Origin of the sequence: Roseiterribacter gracilis (assembly GCA_018332375.1) — a bacterium.
GTDB lineage: Bacteria > Pseudomonadota > Alphaproteobacteria > BOG-932 > Roseiterribacteraceae > Roseiterribacter > Roseiterribacter gracilis.
This window is the reverse complement of record BOPV01000001.1, coordinates 2,139,141-2,152,446: the sequence shown is the minus strand read 5'-3', so window position 1 is coordinate 2,152,446 and position 13,306 is coordinate 2,139,141. Positions and strand designations below refer to the sequence as shown.

Here is a 13,306-nt window from a genome sequence, read left to right as displayed (position 1 = left end):
TTAGCCGCGATGCACCGCTTCGATATTGTGCCCGTCCGGATCGCGCACGAAGGCGCCGTAATAATTTTCCGCATAGTGCGGGCGCGGACCCGGCGGACCGTTGTCGCGTCCCCCGGCTGCGATCGCGGCCTTGTAGAACGCATCGACCTCGGCGCGTGACGCCGCGATGAAGGCGACATGGGCGTGGCCCACGACCTGTTTCTCTGGCCCAAACCAGAAGAACGGTTTGTCTTTGCCGAAGCCAGCGGCGGGCTGTTTCGCCTCGGTATATTCGGCCGGCACGTCCATCAGCAGCGTCACGCCAAGCGGCGCCAGCGCCGCCTTATAAAAAGCGAGCGAGCGGGCATAGTCGGTCACCGGAATGCCGAGATGATCGATCATGTCGGCTTCTCCTCGTCAGATTTTTCCGCCGGCGCCGGTCCGCGATGCAGCATGCCGCCGTCCTTTTGATAGGTGCGCGCGGTCGTGTAGCGCGGCGGCTCGCGCATGCTGAAATAGGCGATGGCGAAAACGACCACCAGGACGAGAACGATCCAACCAAGCGTGCCCATGATGTTGCCCGTCAGTGCGATTGAGATTGGCGCTTGCTGCGAACGATCAGATAGATGATCAGCGCCAGAATGAGCAGCGGGCCAAGAAAGATCGTGAAGGTAACCAGCGACGTGATCCAGACAAAGATCAGCGCAGACAAGGTGGCCATCGACAGCTCCCGGCGGTTGCACCGTCGAGTGTAGCGCAGGCGCACGCGCCTGTCGTGTGAGCGACTGCTTAGGCCGCGGCGGCCGAGGAGCGATTGGTCGCCTGGGCGATCTCGGCTTCGAGAAAGGCACGCAGCGCGACGATCGCGGGATCGTTGCGGCGCTCGGGCGCGTGCACGAACCAATATCCGTTGTCGGCCTCGATCGTCAGATCGAACGGCTGGATCAGCCGTCCGTCTTCGAGCTCCTGGCGGAACAGGATCGGATTCAGCAACGCAACGCCCTGGCCCGCCATCGCCGAGGTCGCGAGATGTGACATGGTCAGATAATCGGTTGCGGCGTAGCGCGGCTTGCAGCCGGCCATGCCGGCATCGCGGAACCACAGCACCCACATTTCTTCGTTGCGGAAGAGTTCGTAGTTGAGCAGGTCGCGCGGCTCTTTCAACGGCCCGATGCGTGCCAGCAGGCTTGGCGACAACATCGGCGTCTGCAGTTGCGGGATTAATTTGAACGCATCGACGCCAGCCCAGCCACCGCGTCCACCGCGCAAAGCAAGGTCGGCTGCATCGGCGCCGCGCAGGTCGCGCAATTCCGGCGTCGATTCGAGCGAGATGGCAACTGTCGGGTGCTGGTCCCGGAACCTTGGCAGGCGTTTGACCAGCCAGTCGGCCAAGGTCTGCGTCGCCGTAATACGCAAGGTCGAACCTGCTTCGAGTTCCTGCAGACCTTCGTAGAGAAGCTCGAATGCGCGCTGCGTCCGTTGCGCCAACCGCTCGCCCGAGGCGGTCAGCGCCAAGCGCGACCCGTCGCGCGCAAACAACCGAACACCGAGTCTCTCTTCCAACTGCCGGATCTGCCAGCTGACCGCCGCTTGCGTCATGCCGAGCTCATCCGCCGCGCGCGTGAAGTTCATCGCGCGTGAAGCCGCCTCGAAAGCGCGGAGGGAGGAGAGTGCCGGAAGTTTGAGGCGCATTAGAACCATTCTAACGCGGAGCGATCCGCCCAATAGGTCCGCTTTATTACACCTCGGAGCACCAAAGCGCCAAAAGGTCAGCTTATGGGCGGGATCAGGACTTCTCGATTCCTAGGTCGCCGGCTTCGGCGGCACCTTTGATCCGACAGAGACCGGGCGGTCGCAGCGGGAAGTCCAACTTACCCCTGCCCACGTGCGCAGGTGTTGGTGTGCATATTTAGCCACATCCGTGCCGCGCGCTAGTCCGTACCTGTCGGTATTTGAAATTTTGTCCACGTCCGAAAGTCGCGAGCACATCTTATGCAAACATGCGAACTCCCGCCTATGGACCTGCTCGACCGTGATGCGTGCTACCGCGTAATTCAGAGCCGCGACGTGCGGTTCGACGGTCGGCTTTTTGTTGGTGTGACCTCGACCGGGATTTACTGCCGTCCGGTTTGCCCGGCGCGCACGCCCAAACTCGAGAACTGCACGTTCCACGGTAGCGCCACTGCAGCGCAGGCAGCGGGCTTCCGCCCGTGCTTGCGGTGCCGTCCAGAAACGGCGCCCGACCTCGCTTCGTGGCGCGGCACGTCAAATTCAGTGTCGCGTGCGTTGGCGTTGATCGCCGACGGCGCGCTCGACGGCGATGAGAACGGTGTCGAAGCCTTGGCTGCGCGTCTCGGACTTGGCGAGCGTCAGTTGCGCCGCCTGTTCCAGCAGCATCTCGGCGCGTCGCCGGTCGCGGTTGCGCAGACGCGCCGCGTTCTGTTCGCCAAACAGCTGATTCAGGAAACGCGCCTGCCGATGGCAGAAGTAGCCCTGGCGTCCGGCTTCGGCAGCGTGCGTCGCTTCAACGAAACCTTCCAGACCTTGTTCCGTCGTCCGCCCAGCGCCTTGCGCCGTGGCGCTGCGTCGGAACAGGCCGGAATCGATCGCGACGGGATCACGCTGCGCCTGCGCTATCAGCCGCCGTATGACTGGGAGTCGATGCTCGACTTCCTCGGTCATCGTGCGATCGAGGGCGTCGAGCAGGTCACGCATGACCGCTATCGCCGCACGGTTCTGCATGACGGCAAGACCGGTACGGTCGAAGTCACGCACGATCCGTCGCATGACGCCATTCGCGTGAAGATCAACTTCCCCGACGTGCGTGCCTTGCCGTCGATCGTCGCGCGCGTTCGTCGCGTGTTCGATGTCGGCGCCGACATCGAAACGATCAGCGAGCATCTTGCCCGCGATCCGCTGTTGGCCAAGCTCGTCGCCTTGCGTCCGGGCCTGCGTGCGCCGGGTGCGTGGGACGGGTTCGAACTCGCAGTGCGTGCGGTGATGGGCCAGCAAGTCTCGGTCGTTGCGGCACGCCAGCTTGCCAGCAAGCTGGTTGCGATGGCGGGCGGCACGACCAGCGACGGCACAAACGGTCTGACGCGCGTCTTCCCGACGCCGGAGCAGGTTGCATCCGCCGATCTCGCAGCGTTGGGCCTGCCGGCACCGCAACGCGAGACGCTGAAGTCGTTGACCGAAACCGCGCTCGCCGATCCGAATCTGTTCCGCCGCGTCGGCAGCATCGAAGAAGCCGTCGAACGGTTGAGCTCAATCCCCGGCATCGGTGATTGGACCGCACACTACATCGCGCTGCGTGCACTGGCCGAAACCGATGCGTTTCCGGCGGGGGATGTTGGCCTGCTGCGCAGCGCCGGCGTCGATACGCTCGAACGTCCGACTGCGTCGGATCTGCTGCGTCGTGCCGAAACGTGGCGTCCGTGGCGTGCGTACGCTGCGCAACATTTGTGGGCAGCCGATCCTGGTGTAACGCAGGCGACGCATGCCTGACGCACGCCGCCTCTTTGTCGATCGCATGCAAACACCGCTTGGTGCGTTGTGCGTTGTCGTCGACGAGGCGGATCGTTTGGCCGCTGCAGATTGGATCGAGAAGGAACAGCAGCTGCGGGAAAAATTCCCGCAGCTGCAAGAGCGCAACGTCACCGTCGTGACCGACGCGTTGCATGCATACTTCCATGGTGCATTTGACGCGATCGACAAACTTGCAGTCGCGACAAACGGCACTGCATTTCAGGAACTGGTCTGGCGCAATTTGCGCAAGATTCGGCGCGGTACGGTGACAACCTATGCCGCATTGGCACGACGTATCGGCCGCCCTACAGCTACGCGTGCAGTTGGCTTTGCCAACGGCAGCAATCCGATCAACATTGTGGTCCCGTGCCATCGCGTGATCGGATCCAACGGATCTCTAACCGGCTATGGTGGCGGGCTTGCGCGGAAGCAATGGTTGCTGACGCACGAGCAAGTGACCCTGGCGTAAAGGCGTAAGTCTGATGGCACCCGTTCTTCATCACGCTGTGCTCAAAGGGCCGTCGATGAGTTCGCAGAAGCCGACCTGCGCGCAGCTGTTTCATCAGCTGCATCGCGAAGGCATTCTGCTGCTGGCCAATGTTTGGGACGCAGGCAGCGCGCGCGTGATCGAAAGCGTCGGCGCCAAGGCGCTGGCTACGACCAGCGCCGGTGTCGCCTGGGCGCACGGCTATGCCGACGGCGACAAGCTGCCGATGCGCTTGCTCCACGAAACCGTGTCGAGCATCGCGCGCGTCACCCGCGTGCCGCTGTCGGTCGATATCGAAGGCGGTTATTGCGAAGATGCGAAACAGGTCGGCGAAAGCGTTGCGTCGCTGATCGATGCGGGCGCGGTCGGCATCAATCTCGAAGACGCGCATGGCGACGTCGAAAATCTGTGCCGCAAAATCGAAGCGGCGCGCAACGCGGGCGAACGTCTTGGCGTGCCGCTCTTCGTCAATGCGCGCACCGACGTTTATTTGAAGCGTCTGGTGCCGGAAGACCGCCGCGTCGACGAAACCATCCGTCGCGCCGTGCGCTATCAGGATGCGGGCGCCAACGGCATCTTTGCGGCCGGCGTCTCCAATCCCGATGAAATCAGCGCGCTGGTGGCGGGCATCGACCTGCCGTTGAACGTGCTGGCGTGGCAGGGCCTACCGTCGGCGTCGGCGCTGGAACGGCTGGGCGTCCGTCGCCTCAGCGCCGGTTCGGCGATCTCCGAATCGGCCTTTGGTCACGCAGCGCAATTGGCGCGCGCCTTCCTCGAAACCGGCGATCCGCGCACGGTGCTGGGCGGGGCGCTCGACTACGCCGCCTTGCAAGCGCTGGTCACGCGCTAGCCTCCGGCGGCTTCGGCCGCCGCGTCGATCATCTGCGTTGGCCGCTTTCGGCGCACGCGTCATGATACGAGTCGAACCGGCTCGTGGAGGACGCGACGTTGCTTGGCCTGATGCAGGACTGGACGCTCACCGTCGATCGTATTCTGGATCACGCGGCGCGCTGGCACGGGCAACGCGAGATCGTCGCGCGCACGGTCGAAGGTCCGATTCTCCGGACCACCTATGAAGAGCTGCACGGACGCGCGCGGCGCCTGTCCGATGCGCTGCTGACCTTGGGCATTGCACCGGGCGACCGGGTTGCGACCTTGGCCTGGAACACGGCGCGCCATCTCGAAGCCTGGTACGCAATCATGGGCATCGGTGCGGTGTGCCATACGCTCAATCCGCGGCTGCATCCCGAGCAGATCGGCTGGATCGCCAACGACGCCGGCAACCGTCTTCTGCTCGCCGATATTTGTTTTGCGCCGATCGTGCCCGCAATCCGCGCTGCCTGCCCGTCGATCGAACGCGTCGTGTTGCTGACCGATCGCGCCAACATGCCGGCGCTGGACGAGGCGCTGTGCGTCGAAGAGTTGATCGCGGCCGAGCGTGGTACGTGCCGCTGGGGCGGCTTCGACGAAAACAGCGCCTGCGGCCTTTGCTACACGTCGGGCACGACGGGGCAGCCCAAAGGCGTTCTCTATTCGCACCGCTCGAACATGCTGCACACCTTCGTCGTCGCGCAGCCGGACGCGTTGAATCTATCGGCGAACGACGTGGTGCTGCCGGTGGTGCCGCTCTATCACGCCAATGCCTGGGGCATTGCCTTTGCCGCGCCGATGATGGGCGCGAAGCTGGTTTTGCCGGGGCCCAAGCTGGACGGTGAATCGCTGCTCGACCTCATCGAACGCGAACAAGTCACCTACGCGCTGGGCGTACCGACCGTGTGGCAAGCATTGCTGCAGGCAGCCGTCGCGGCGCCGCATCGCCTTGCCAGCCTGCAACGTGTGTTGGTCGGCGGTGCTGCCTGTTCGGACTCGATCTTTCGCGCCTTCGAAGCGCACGGCATTCGCTGCATTCATGCCTGGGGCATGACCGAGATGTCGCCGGTCGGCACGGTCTGCGCCGCAACGCCGGACGCGCAGCCGCAACAGTTGCGCAAAGCGGGGCGGCCGCCGTTCGGCGTCGACCTGACCTTGACCGATGATGACGGCGCCGCGGTCGCGCGCGACGGCGAACAGGTCGGGCATTTGAAAGCGCGCGGCCCGTTCGTCGCGCGGCGCTATTTCGGCTTCGATCGCGACGCAACCGATGACGACGGCTTCTTCGATACGGGCGACGTCGCGACGATCGATGCGCAAGGTTTCGTGCAGATCACCGATCGCGCCAAAGACCTGATCAAGTCGGGCGGCGAATGGATCAGCTCGCAGCAGCTCGAAAACATTGCCGCCTCGCATCCGCATGCAGCGCGCGTTGCGGTGATCGCAACGCCGGATCCGAAATGGGGCGAACGTCCGCTGCTGTTGGTGCAGCTGCATGCCGGCAAGGAATCTTGTGCGGACGACTTCCTGGCGCTGTTCGACGGCAAGGTCGCGAAATGGTGGCTGCCCGATGCGGTGCAGTTCGTCGACGAGATGCCGTTGGGTGCGACCGGTAAGATCGACAAAAAGCAGCTGCGGCGACAATTCGCGTCGCGCTAAGCGGTAACCGATCGCGGCCTCGCCGGTGCCGAACTCGAACTTACCGGTGGCGACAGCGCGCAAAGCGTTTAATCGGCAGCGAGCGGCCCGCTCTACTGTGCTGTGTCAGGCCGCAGCGCCGCGCCGATCATGCGGCGCAAATTGGGACGACCTTCGATGCCCATCAACGACCAGCGGAAGATCCGACCCAGCGACGCGATCAGCAGTGCGGTGAAGACCAGGCAGAGCAAGGTCGCACCGATCACCTGGAATAGTGGCGGGCTCGCCGCCGAGCGTAGGATCATCAGATACGGTGTGTAGAGCGGGATCCAGGTCAGCGCGACCGCAATCGGGCCGTTGGGATCCTGCAGCACGGGCTGCACGGTGAAGAACGGCACCATCGTCACCATGACGATGGGAAACAGCAGGCTTTGTGCTTCCTGCATCGAGCGCGCAGTGCAGCCGACGGCGAGAAACAGCGACGCGTAGAGCGAAAAGCCAAGCAGGTAGTAGAGCACGGCGCCCAGAAGCAGCGGCGAATGTACGATCGCTTGCAGCGCAATCGCACCAGCACCTCGCGCAAAGGACGGATCGACCAGGATCGCCACGATCAGCGCGCCAATCCAGCATGTCATCATCAGCAGCCCGGCACTGCCCATGCCCAGCAACTTGCCGAGCAGCAGCTCGTTGGGCGTGACGCTCGACAGCAGCGTGTCGAGCAACTTGCTCGATCGCTCCTCGATCGTGCTGGTCAGCAATCGGCCGCTCACGGTCTGGATCGACAGGAACAGACAAAATCCGAGCAGGATCGGCAGAAAGATTCGCGCCAGCGTGTCGGCCATCGAGACGCGCTTTTCATCACCCGATTTTCCCGGATCGAAATTCTGCATCGGCGCCGTGATCGCACGGATGTTGTTGACCTCGGTCGCCGTGATGCCATGCGCCTGCCACGCTTGCGCCTGCAGCGCGTCGCTGATCGCGCTGCGCACCGCCGACGCAATCCGGTCGTCGGTCACGTTGACATTCCAGATCTGGATCGCAGGCGCGCCGGGAGCGGCACTGAATCCCCGCGGAATCACAATCGCCGCCGCGAGCCGCCGCGGTCCTCCACTTGTTTCGATGCGTCGCTCACCGCGCAGCCAGGGTCCGAGCGCGGTTCCAATACGCGTGGCCTCGGTGTTTGCATCGATGTCGGCGGGCAGTGCGACCCGCTCAAATGTACGCCGGGGTGGTTCGAAGCGCGGCGCCCCGGCTTTGAGATAGGGCTGCAACTCGCGCAGCGCGGCGTCGACTGCAAGCTGCTCGGCAGCGCTGTTGCCAGCCGATGGCAGGGCAGCCGGCATCCGCGTGCTGTCCGTCCAGCGCTGTGCGTACTCGGCCAAGGCGCGTAGCTGCTCGCGTTGCCAACTACGCTCGAAGCCCGCTTCAACGATCTCGGCCCAGCCGCCTTGCTGATCGACGATGACGTAGGGATCGGTCGCCCGTTGCTTCGACAGCACCAGCGGAACCGTTGCGCCGGCCAGCGCCAGCATCGGCATCATCAGCAGCGCAATCCAGAAACCCCTGGTCAGCGCAAATTGCCGAAATTCCTGTTGGGCGATGATCAGCACGCGCTTCATTACGCAGTCTCCGGTCCTGCGAGATGCAGGAATACGTCGTGCAAGCTTGGATCGCCGGCCTCAAAACCGAGCAGCTCGATACGGCGCTCGAAACAGGCAGCGAGCAGCGTCTGTGGATCGCTGCCGACCCGCAGGTCGACCCGCCAGCGATCGGGCTCGTCTTCCTGCGTTACGCGCATGACGCTGGCGAGTTCGGTCAAGCTCTGCACGGTGCTGCTGACGGTTCGCAGGCGCACGCGCCGAGGGACGGTAGCGCGCGCCTCGGCGAGTGTGCCTTCGAACATTTTGCGGCCGCGCGCGATCATGAGCAGTCGGTCGCAGAGCCGCTCGGCGTGCTGCATCACGTGCGTCGAGAAGAGGATCGTAGTGCCGTTGCCGGCGAGGTCGCGCAGCAGGGCTTCGAGCCCTTCCTGGCTGATCGGGTCGAGGCCGGAGAAGGGTTCATCAAGGATCAGCAAGTCGGGCTGATGCACGATGGTCGCAAGCAGTTGGACCTTCTGCGCCATGCCTTTCGAGAGCGCCTCGATCCGACGGGATGCTGCGTCGCCAAGCCCGTTTGCTTCGAGCAAAGCGGCCGCGCGTTTGCGCGCGACGTCGGCCCGCAATCCTTTGAGGCGACCGAAGTAAGCAATCGCTTCGCGCGCCTGCATCCGTCGATACAGGCTGCGCTCTTCCGGCAGAAAACCGATCCGCTCGCGCACGGCCAGCGCGTTGGATGCGCCGAGAATTTCGATTCGGCCTGCCGTAGGTTCGATCAAGCCGAGCAACATGCGCAACGTCGTACTCTTGCCAGCGCCGTTGGGGCCGAGCACGCCGCAGATCGAGCCGCGCGGCACATCGAAACTGACGTCGCGCACCGCATCGAGTGCGCCAAATCGCTTGATCAGCGACGTCGCCGTGACCACACGGTTCATTTCACGCCTCATTACCGACTTGCGATATAGAGGCGAAATTCTGGCGCGATGTCAAAGCGCGAAGTGCGGAGACTACCGCTGGCGAACCGCGCTGTGTCGGACGCGCAGGCCGCGCACCAATTCTTCGACGAACGGCAGAATGTCGAACAGCAGCGCCGAGCCGAGCGCGATCATCACGTAGGTCAGCGGCAGTTTTTCAGGACGCGCAACCAGCGCCCATTGCGCCTGCGCCGGGCCAAATCCGAACATGGCGCAGAACTGATCCCAGTGGAGCGGCAGGATCAGCAGAAACGCGGTGAAGGGCAGGACCTCCAGCCCGGTATGGACATGTTGTTCGGTCGGCGTGATGACGCGGCGGCCATAGGCATAGGCGACGTCCCAGATGATCGTCACCTCGTGCGCGATCAACCCCGCGATCATCACCGCCAGCACCAGCGCGTTGATCTCGAAAAACATCGCCAGCAGCAGCGGGATCCCCAGCTCGGTCAAGCCGGCCAGATGCAACCAGGATTCTTTCGGACCGGCCGTCGTCTCGATGCTGCTTGCGCGGTGGCACAAATAATCGGCAAAGCCGACCGCCACCCACAGCGGCAGCATGACATAGAGCAGCAACAGGACGATCGCGTCGGAGGGGCTGGTCATATTGCGCCAACGCCGCGCTATGAAGTTGGTTGCGCCGAAGAACAGGGTAAACCCGACCCGCCCGTGACAGGGTCGCCGGAACCCAAGGACTTGATGATGTTGCTTGCCCGATTCTGCACCGCTGCCTTACTGACGCTGCTCGTTCTGTCCGACGCGGCCGCGCAGCGCCTGCCGCGCAGCGAGCTGGAGAACGAGCTGCAGCGGATTTTCACCGATAGCGGTGCGCGCGGCATGGTCGTCACCATCGTGCACAACCACGTCGGCACAGTGCGCGGCTATGGCGAGACGCGGCCGGGCAGCGGACGCAAGCCCGACGGCCTGTCGCTGCTGCGCATCAATTCAACCTCGAAACTTTTCGTCGCCGATCTGCTTGGCACGTTCGTGTCGGACGGGCGCCTCGATCTCGACGAGCCGTTGCAGCGCTACGCGCCGGCGGGGCGACAGGTGCCAACCGCGATCACGTTGGGCCAGCTCGCGACGCATACGAGCGGCCTGCCGCGTTCGGCCGATCTCAAGGGTCTCGACCCGTCACCAGAGAAAGCGCGCTGGCTTTGGCTCGAGCGCCAGACCAACTTGCCGGTGCCGGGACGCAGCGCGCGCTATTCCAACGTCGCGTTCGATCTGCTTGCCGATGCGATTGGCAACAAGCTTGGCACGCCCTACGCGCAACTTCTGGCGCAACGCGTGACCGGTCCGCTGCGCATGATCGACACGACCGCCACCCCGACTGAGGCGCAATGTGCGCGGTTGATGGATGCGGGTGGTGCGGCCACGTCGCTGCCGTGCAACGACCAGCTTCCCGGTATTGGTGCTGGCGGTCTTTATTCGACCGCCAACGATATCGGCCTTTGGATGCAGAGCCAGCTTGCGGCCGATCGCCGTGCGCACGCGGTGCAGGTTCGGCGCAATGATCTGACCAGCGTAGAAGGACTCGACGTTGCCGGCCCCATCGACGGCATCGGTCTCGCTTGGCTGCATCAAGCCGCCGACGAAAATCATCCTGCGCTGATTCAAAAGACCGGCGGCGGCGGCGGATTCATGAGCTACATCGTGCTGGTGCCCGATGCCGATCTGGGCATTTTCATCGCCATGACCCGGGTCGATGGCGAGGTGATGAAAACCATGACGCGGCAGGTGAATGATCTGGCGGGGATGTTGGCGCGCTAACGCCGCGCCGCGCGCATCCAGCGATAGGTCGGGCCGTCGTCTTCGTCATGGCCTTCGCCGCAACGGTCGAACCCGTTCTTTTCGAGCACGCGTTGTGACGCCGGATTGTTCACCGCTGTACCCGCGACGATGATTTGCACGCCCGCATCAAGCGCAGCTTCGTCGAGTAGCAGGCGAACTGCGCTGGTTGCGAAGCCGCGACCTTGCCGCGCGCCCGCGATGCCATAGCCGATCTCGACTTCGCCCGCGTCGGTTGGCGGACGCAGAAAGCCGCAGAGGCCGACGACTTCGTCGGCGTCGACGATCAGGTACATGCCGGGACGTTGCGCGGTCCGAACGCTTGCCGTGACGTTGCGCAGCAGGGTCAGGACGTCGGCCGGGTGGATGCCGCCCGGCGGCAGCGACAAGCCGTAGCGGGGTGAAGCCTCTTCGATCATCCAATCGAAATGTGCGTCTTCTGCCGGGAGCAGGCGGAGCGAATCATGCATCGGTGCAGTCTATAGGCCGATGCATGGACTGCAGACCGCACATCTCGCCCCATCCGGGCGCGCGACCCTGCTATGTCTCGGCCCGTTCGCCTTGCCGGCGGCACACAAGCCTCTACGTCGAGCCGGCACGTCTTCATCCGTTTTCCCGAGGGACCATGAGCGCTTTGTTTTCGCCCATCGATCTGCGTGGCGTCGCCTTGCCCAACCGCATCGTCGTTTCGCCGATGTGCCAATATTCCGCAGAAGACGGGCGGGCGACCGACTGGCACATGCTGCATCTCGGGCATCTGGCGCTATCGGGGGCTGGTCTGTTGTTCGTCGAAGCAACCGCGGTCGAAGCTGACGGGCGGATCACGCCGGCTGATCTCGGACTCTATGACGACGCAACCGAAGCGGCGCTGGTGCCGGTGCTGGCCGCAATCCGCCGCTATTCGAAAAGCAAAGTCGCAATCCAGCTCGCCCATGCCGGACGCAAAGCATCGAGCTACGTGCCGTGGGAAGGCGGGCAGCAGATTCCCGTCGCGCAAGGCGGCTGGGTGACGTCGGCCCCGTCGGCGGCTCCGCACAAGGACGGGGAAGAAGCGCCCGCTGCATTGGATGCGGCCGGGCTTGCGCGCGTGCGCGACGCCTTCGTCGCGACCGCAAAACGTGCGGTGCGCCTTGGCTTCGATGCGTTCGAACTGCACGGCGCGCACGGCTATCTGCTGCACCAGTTCCTGTCACCGCTCGCCAACCAGCGCACCGATCAATATGGCGGCTCGTTGGAAAACCGCATGCGCTTTCCGCTCGAAGTGTTCGACGCGGTGCGCGCGGTGGTGCCGGCCGACAAGCCGGTTGGCATTCGTATTTCGGCGACCGATTGGGTCGAAGGCGGCTTCGACGTCGAGCAGGCGATCGCCTTCGCGCTCGAACTCAAGAAGCGCAATGTCGATTGGATCGACACGTCATCGGGCGGCGTGTCGCCGTTGCAGAAAATTCCGGTCGGTCCCGGCTATCAGGTGCCGCTGGCCGATGCGGTGAAGAAGGCGACCGGCCTGCCGACGATGGCGGTCGGCTTGATCACTGACGCGCAGCAAGCCGAAGACATCATCGCCAGCGGCAAGGCCGATTTCGTCGCACTGGCGCGCGGCATGCTCTACGACCCGCGCTGGCCGTGGCACGCCGCTGCCACGCTTGGTGGTGAAGTCGATGCGCCGCCGCAATATTGGCGCTCGCAACCCAGCGATCAGAAGCAGCTGTTCGGCAAGACGGTCGGCGGCGCGCGCTGAGCGGCCAGCAAAAGAGATTGGAATCGACAAGACGCGTGCGGTACCGGCGTTCTTTGTAGCAACCCGACAAGCAGGAGGTGCGCGCATGACGAAGATTCTCGTTCTCTATCATTCAACCTACGGCCATATCGAGAAGATGGCCGAAGCGGTCGCCGACGGTGCGCGCGAAATACCGGGTACGCAGGTCGTGATCAAACGCGTGCCGGAAACCGTGCCCGACGACGTTGCAAAAAAGTCGGGCTACAAGCTCGATCAAAAAGCGCCGATCGCGACGGTCGATGAACTTGCCGACTATGACGCGATCATCATCGGCGTCGGCACACGCTATGGCCGTATGGCATCGCAAATGGCGGCGTTTTGGGACCAGACTGGCGGTCTGTGGGCCAAAGGCGCGCTGGTCGGAAAAGTTGGCGCTGCATTCACGTCGACCGCGACCCAGCATGGCGGGCAGGAAACCACCTTGATGGCCGCGATTACGATGATGCTGCATCAAGGCATGGTGATTGTCGGTCTGCCCTATGCGTTTCAGGGCCAGATGAAACTCGACGAAGTCACGGGCGGTTCGCCCTACGGCGCGACGACGATCGCGGCGGCCGACGGATCGCGCCAGCCGACGCAGAACGAACTTGACGGTGCGCACTACCAAGGAAAATGGGCGGCCTATACCGCCGCCAAGATGGCGCATCACCATCACTGACATGAAACGCGA

15 protein-coding genes are annotated in these 13,306 nt (G+C 63.9%); 7 read left to right on the top strand and 8 right to left on the bottom strand.

Annotated features, from left to right (window positions below):
- The 4 genes from TMPK1_RS10690 to TMPK1_RS10675 all read right to left on the bottom strand — a co-directional run bounded on the left by TMPK1_RS10690 (position 1) and on the right by TMPK1_RS10675 (position 1,671).
- Positions 1-381, bottom strand: coding sequence for a VOC family protein (locus TMPK1_RS10690; protein WP_420242996.1), 381 nt, complete (start codon positions 379-381; stop codon positions 1-3).
- Complete coding sequence (locus tag TMPK1_RS10685) at positions 378-551, bottom strand: hypothetical protein (RefSeq protein WP_420242995.1); 174 nt, start codon at positions 549-551, stop codon at positions 378-380. Before TMPK1_RS10685 ends, TMPK1_RS10690 begins: the two co-directional genes overlap by 4 nt.
- An 11-nt stretch (positions 552-562) precedes the next feature.
- The gene (locus tag TMPK1_RS10680; protein ID WP_420242994.1) at positions 563-700 is read right to left on the bottom strand and encodes a hypothetical protein; all 138 of its coding nucleotides are present in this window, start codon (positions 698-700) and stop codon (positions 563-565) included.
- A gap of 68 nt (positions 701-768) precedes the next feature.
- The gene (locus tag TMPK1_RS10675; protein WP_420242993.1) at positions 769-1,671 is read right to left on the bottom strand and encodes a LysR substrate-binding domain-containing protein; all 903 of its coding nucleotides are present in this window, start codon (positions 1,669-1,671) and stop codon (positions 769-771) included.
- Between the two features lie 324 nt (positions 1,672-1,995).
- Here TMPK1_RS10675 and TMPK1_RS10670 point away from each other — a divergent pair, with 324 nt between their 5' ends.
- The 4 genes from TMPK1_RS10670 (at position 1,996) to TMPK1_RS10655 (ending at position 6,520) form a co-directional block, all read left to right on the top strand.
- On the top strand, positions 1,996-3,483 hold the full coding sequence (locus TMPK1_RS10670; protein ID WP_420242992.1) for an AlkA N-terminal domain-containing protein: 1,488 nt from the start codon (positions 1,996-1,998) through the stop codon (positions 3,481-3,483).
- Positions 3,476-3,973 carry a methylated-DNA--[protein]-cysteine S-methyltransferase gene (locus tag TMPK1_RS10665; protein ID WP_420242991.1) on the top strand — a complete coding sequence of 166 codons (498 nt, stop codon included), beginning with the start codon at positions 3,476-3,478 and terminating at the stop codon, positions 3,971-3,973. The genes TMPK1_RS10670 and TMPK1_RS10665 overlap by 8 nt, the downstream gene beginning before the upstream one ends.
- Before the next feature lie 13 nt (positions 3,974-3,986).
- The gene (locus TMPK1_RS10660; RefSeq protein ID WP_420242990.1) at positions 3,987-4,841 is read left to right on the top strand and encodes an isocitrate lyase/PEP mutase family protein; all 855 of its coding nucleotides are present in this window, start codon (positions 3,987-3,989) and stop codon (positions 4,839-4,841) included.
- Positions 4,842-4,924: 83 nt separating this feature from the next.
- Positions 4,925-6,520: a long-chain-fatty-acid--CoA ligase gene (locus TMPK1_RS10655; RefSeq protein WP_420242989.1), complete on the top strand. Its 1,596-nt coding sequence runs from the start codon at positions 4,925-4,927 to the stop codon at positions 6,518-6,520.
- A gap of 92 nt (positions 6,521-6,612) precedes the next feature.
- Here the strand turns inward: TMPK1_RS10655 and TMPK1_RS10650 are convergent, their stop codons facing one another.
- The 3 genes from TMPK1_RS10650 to TMPK1_RS10640 all read right to left on the bottom strand — a co-directional run bounded on the left by TMPK1_RS10650 (position 6,613) and on the right by TMPK1_RS10640 (position 9,674).
- A complete protein-coding gene (locus TMPK1_RS10650; protein WP_420242988.1) occupies positions 6,613-8,118 on the bottom strand; it encodes an ABC transporter permease in 1,506 nt (501 codons plus the stop codon).
- Positions 8,118-9,032: an ABC transporter ATP-binding protein gene (locus tag TMPK1_RS10645; protein WP_420242987.1), complete on the bottom strand. Its 915-nt coding sequence runs from the start codon at positions 9,030-9,032 to the stop codon at positions 8,118-8,120. The genes TMPK1_RS10650 and TMPK1_RS10645 overlap by 1 nt, the downstream gene beginning before the upstream one ends.
- A 72-nt stretch (positions 9,033-9,104) precedes the next feature.
- On the bottom strand, positions 9,105-9,674 hold the full coding sequence (locus TMPK1_RS10640; RefSeq protein WP_420242986.1) for a hypothetical protein: 570 nt from the start codon (positions 9,672-9,674) through the stop codon (positions 9,105-9,107).
- Between the two features lie 93 nt (positions 9,675-9,767).
- Here TMPK1_RS10640 and ampH point away from each other — a divergent pair, with 93 nt between their 5' ends.
- Positions 9,768-10,841: a D-alanyl-D-alanine-carboxypeptidase/endopeptidase AmpH gene (ampH, locus tag TMPK1_RS10635; protein WP_420242985.1), complete on the top strand. Its 1,074-nt coding sequence runs from the start codon at positions 9,768-9,770 to the stop codon at positions 10,839-10,841.
- Here the strand turns inward: ampH and TMPK1_RS10630 are convergent.
- Positions 10,838-11,329: a GNAT family N-acetyltransferase gene (locus tag TMPK1_RS10630; protein ID WP_420242984.1), complete on the bottom strand. Its 492-nt coding sequence runs from the start codon at positions 11,327-11,329 to the stop codon at positions 10,838-10,840. The two genes, ampH and TMPK1_RS10630, sit on opposite strands and share 4 nt — an antisense overlap.
- A gap of 155 nt (positions 11,330-11,484) precedes the next feature.
- On the opposite strand from TMPK1_RS10630, the gene TMPK1_RS10625 reads away from it, so the two are divergent.
- Both TMPK1_RS10625 and wrbA read left to right on the top strand, forming a co-directional pair.
- Positions 11,485-12,597 carry an NADH:flavin oxidoreductase/NADH oxidase gene (locus tag TMPK1_RS10625; protein WP_420242983.1) on the top strand — a complete coding sequence of 371 codons (1,113 nt, stop codon included), beginning with the start codon at positions 11,485-11,487 and terminating at the stop codon, positions 12,595-12,597.
- 85 nt (positions 12,598-12,682) lie between these two features.
- Positions 12,683-13,294 carry an NAD(P)H:quinone oxidoreductase gene (gene wrbA, locus TMPK1_RS10620; RefSeq protein ID WP_420242982.1) on the top strand — a complete coding sequence of 204 codons (612 nt, stop codon included), beginning with the start codon at positions 12,683-12,685 and terminating at the stop codon, positions 13,292-13,294.
- The last annotated feature ends 12 nt before the right edge of the window (positions 13,295-13,306 follow it).

What these genes read in the sequence shown, in the direction of transcription:
- TMPK1_RS10660 (WP_420242990.1), top strand. Translation starts at nt 3,987, where the DNA reads ATGGCACCCGTTCTTCATCACGCTGTGCTCAAAGGGCCGTCGATGAGT.
- TMPK1_RS10665 (WP_420242991.1), top strand. Translation starts at nt 3,476, where the DNA reads ATGCCTGACGCACGCCGCCTCTTTGTCGATCGCATGCAAACACCGCTT.
- TMPK1_RS10675 (WP_420242993.1), bottom strand. Translation starts at nt 1,671, where the DNA reads ATGCGCCTCAAACTTCCGGCACTCTCCTCCCTCCGCGCTTTCGAGGCG.
- TMPK1_RS10670 (WP_420242992.1), top strand. Translation starts at nt 1,996, where the DNA reads ATGGACCTGCTCGACCGTGATGCGTGCTACCGCGTAATTCAGAGCCGC.
- TMPK1_RS10640 (WP_420242986.1), bottom strand. Translation starts at nt 9,674, where the DNA reads ATGACCAGCCCCTCCGACGCGATCGTCCTGTTGCTGCTCTATGTCATG.
- TMPK1_RS10645 (WP_420242987.1), bottom strand. Translation starts at nt 9,032, where the DNA reads ATGAACCGTGTGGTCACGGCGACGTCGCTGATCAAGCGATTTGGCGCA.
- TMPK1_RS10650 (WP_420242988.1), bottom strand. Translation starts at nt 8,118, where the DNA reads ATGAAGCGCGTGCTGATCATCGCCCAACAGGAATTTCGGCAATTTGCG.
- TMPK1_RS10630 (WP_420242984.1), bottom strand. Translation starts at nt 11,329, where the DNA reads ATGCATGATTCGCTCCGCCTGCTCCCGGCAGAAGACGCACATTTCGAT.
- TMPK1_RS10680 (WP_420242994.1), bottom strand. Translation starts at nt 700, where the DNA reads ATGGCCACCTTGTCTGCGCTGATCTTTGTCTGGATCACGTCGCTGGTT.
- TMPK1_RS10685 (WP_420242995.1), bottom strand. Translation starts at nt 551, where the DNA reads ATGGGCACGCTTGGTTGGATCGTTCTCGTCCTGGTGGTCGTTTTCGCC.
- wrbA (WP_420242982.1), top strand. Translation starts at nt 12,683, where the DNA reads ATGACGAAGATTCTCGTTCTCTATCATTCAACCTACGGCCATATCGAG.
- TMPK1_RS10690 (WP_420242996.1), bottom strand. Translation starts at nt 381, where the DNA reads ATGATCGATCATCTCGGCATTCCGGTGACCGACTATGCCCGCTCGCTC.
- TMPK1_RS10625 (WP_420242983.1), top strand. Translation starts at nt 11,485, where the DNA reads ATGAGCGCTTTGTTTTCGCCCATCGATCTGCGTGGCGTCGCCTTGCCC.
- ampH (WP_420242985.1), top strand. Translation starts at nt 9,768, where the DNA reads ATGATGTTGCTTGCCCGATTCTGCACCGCTGCCTTACTGACGCTGCTC.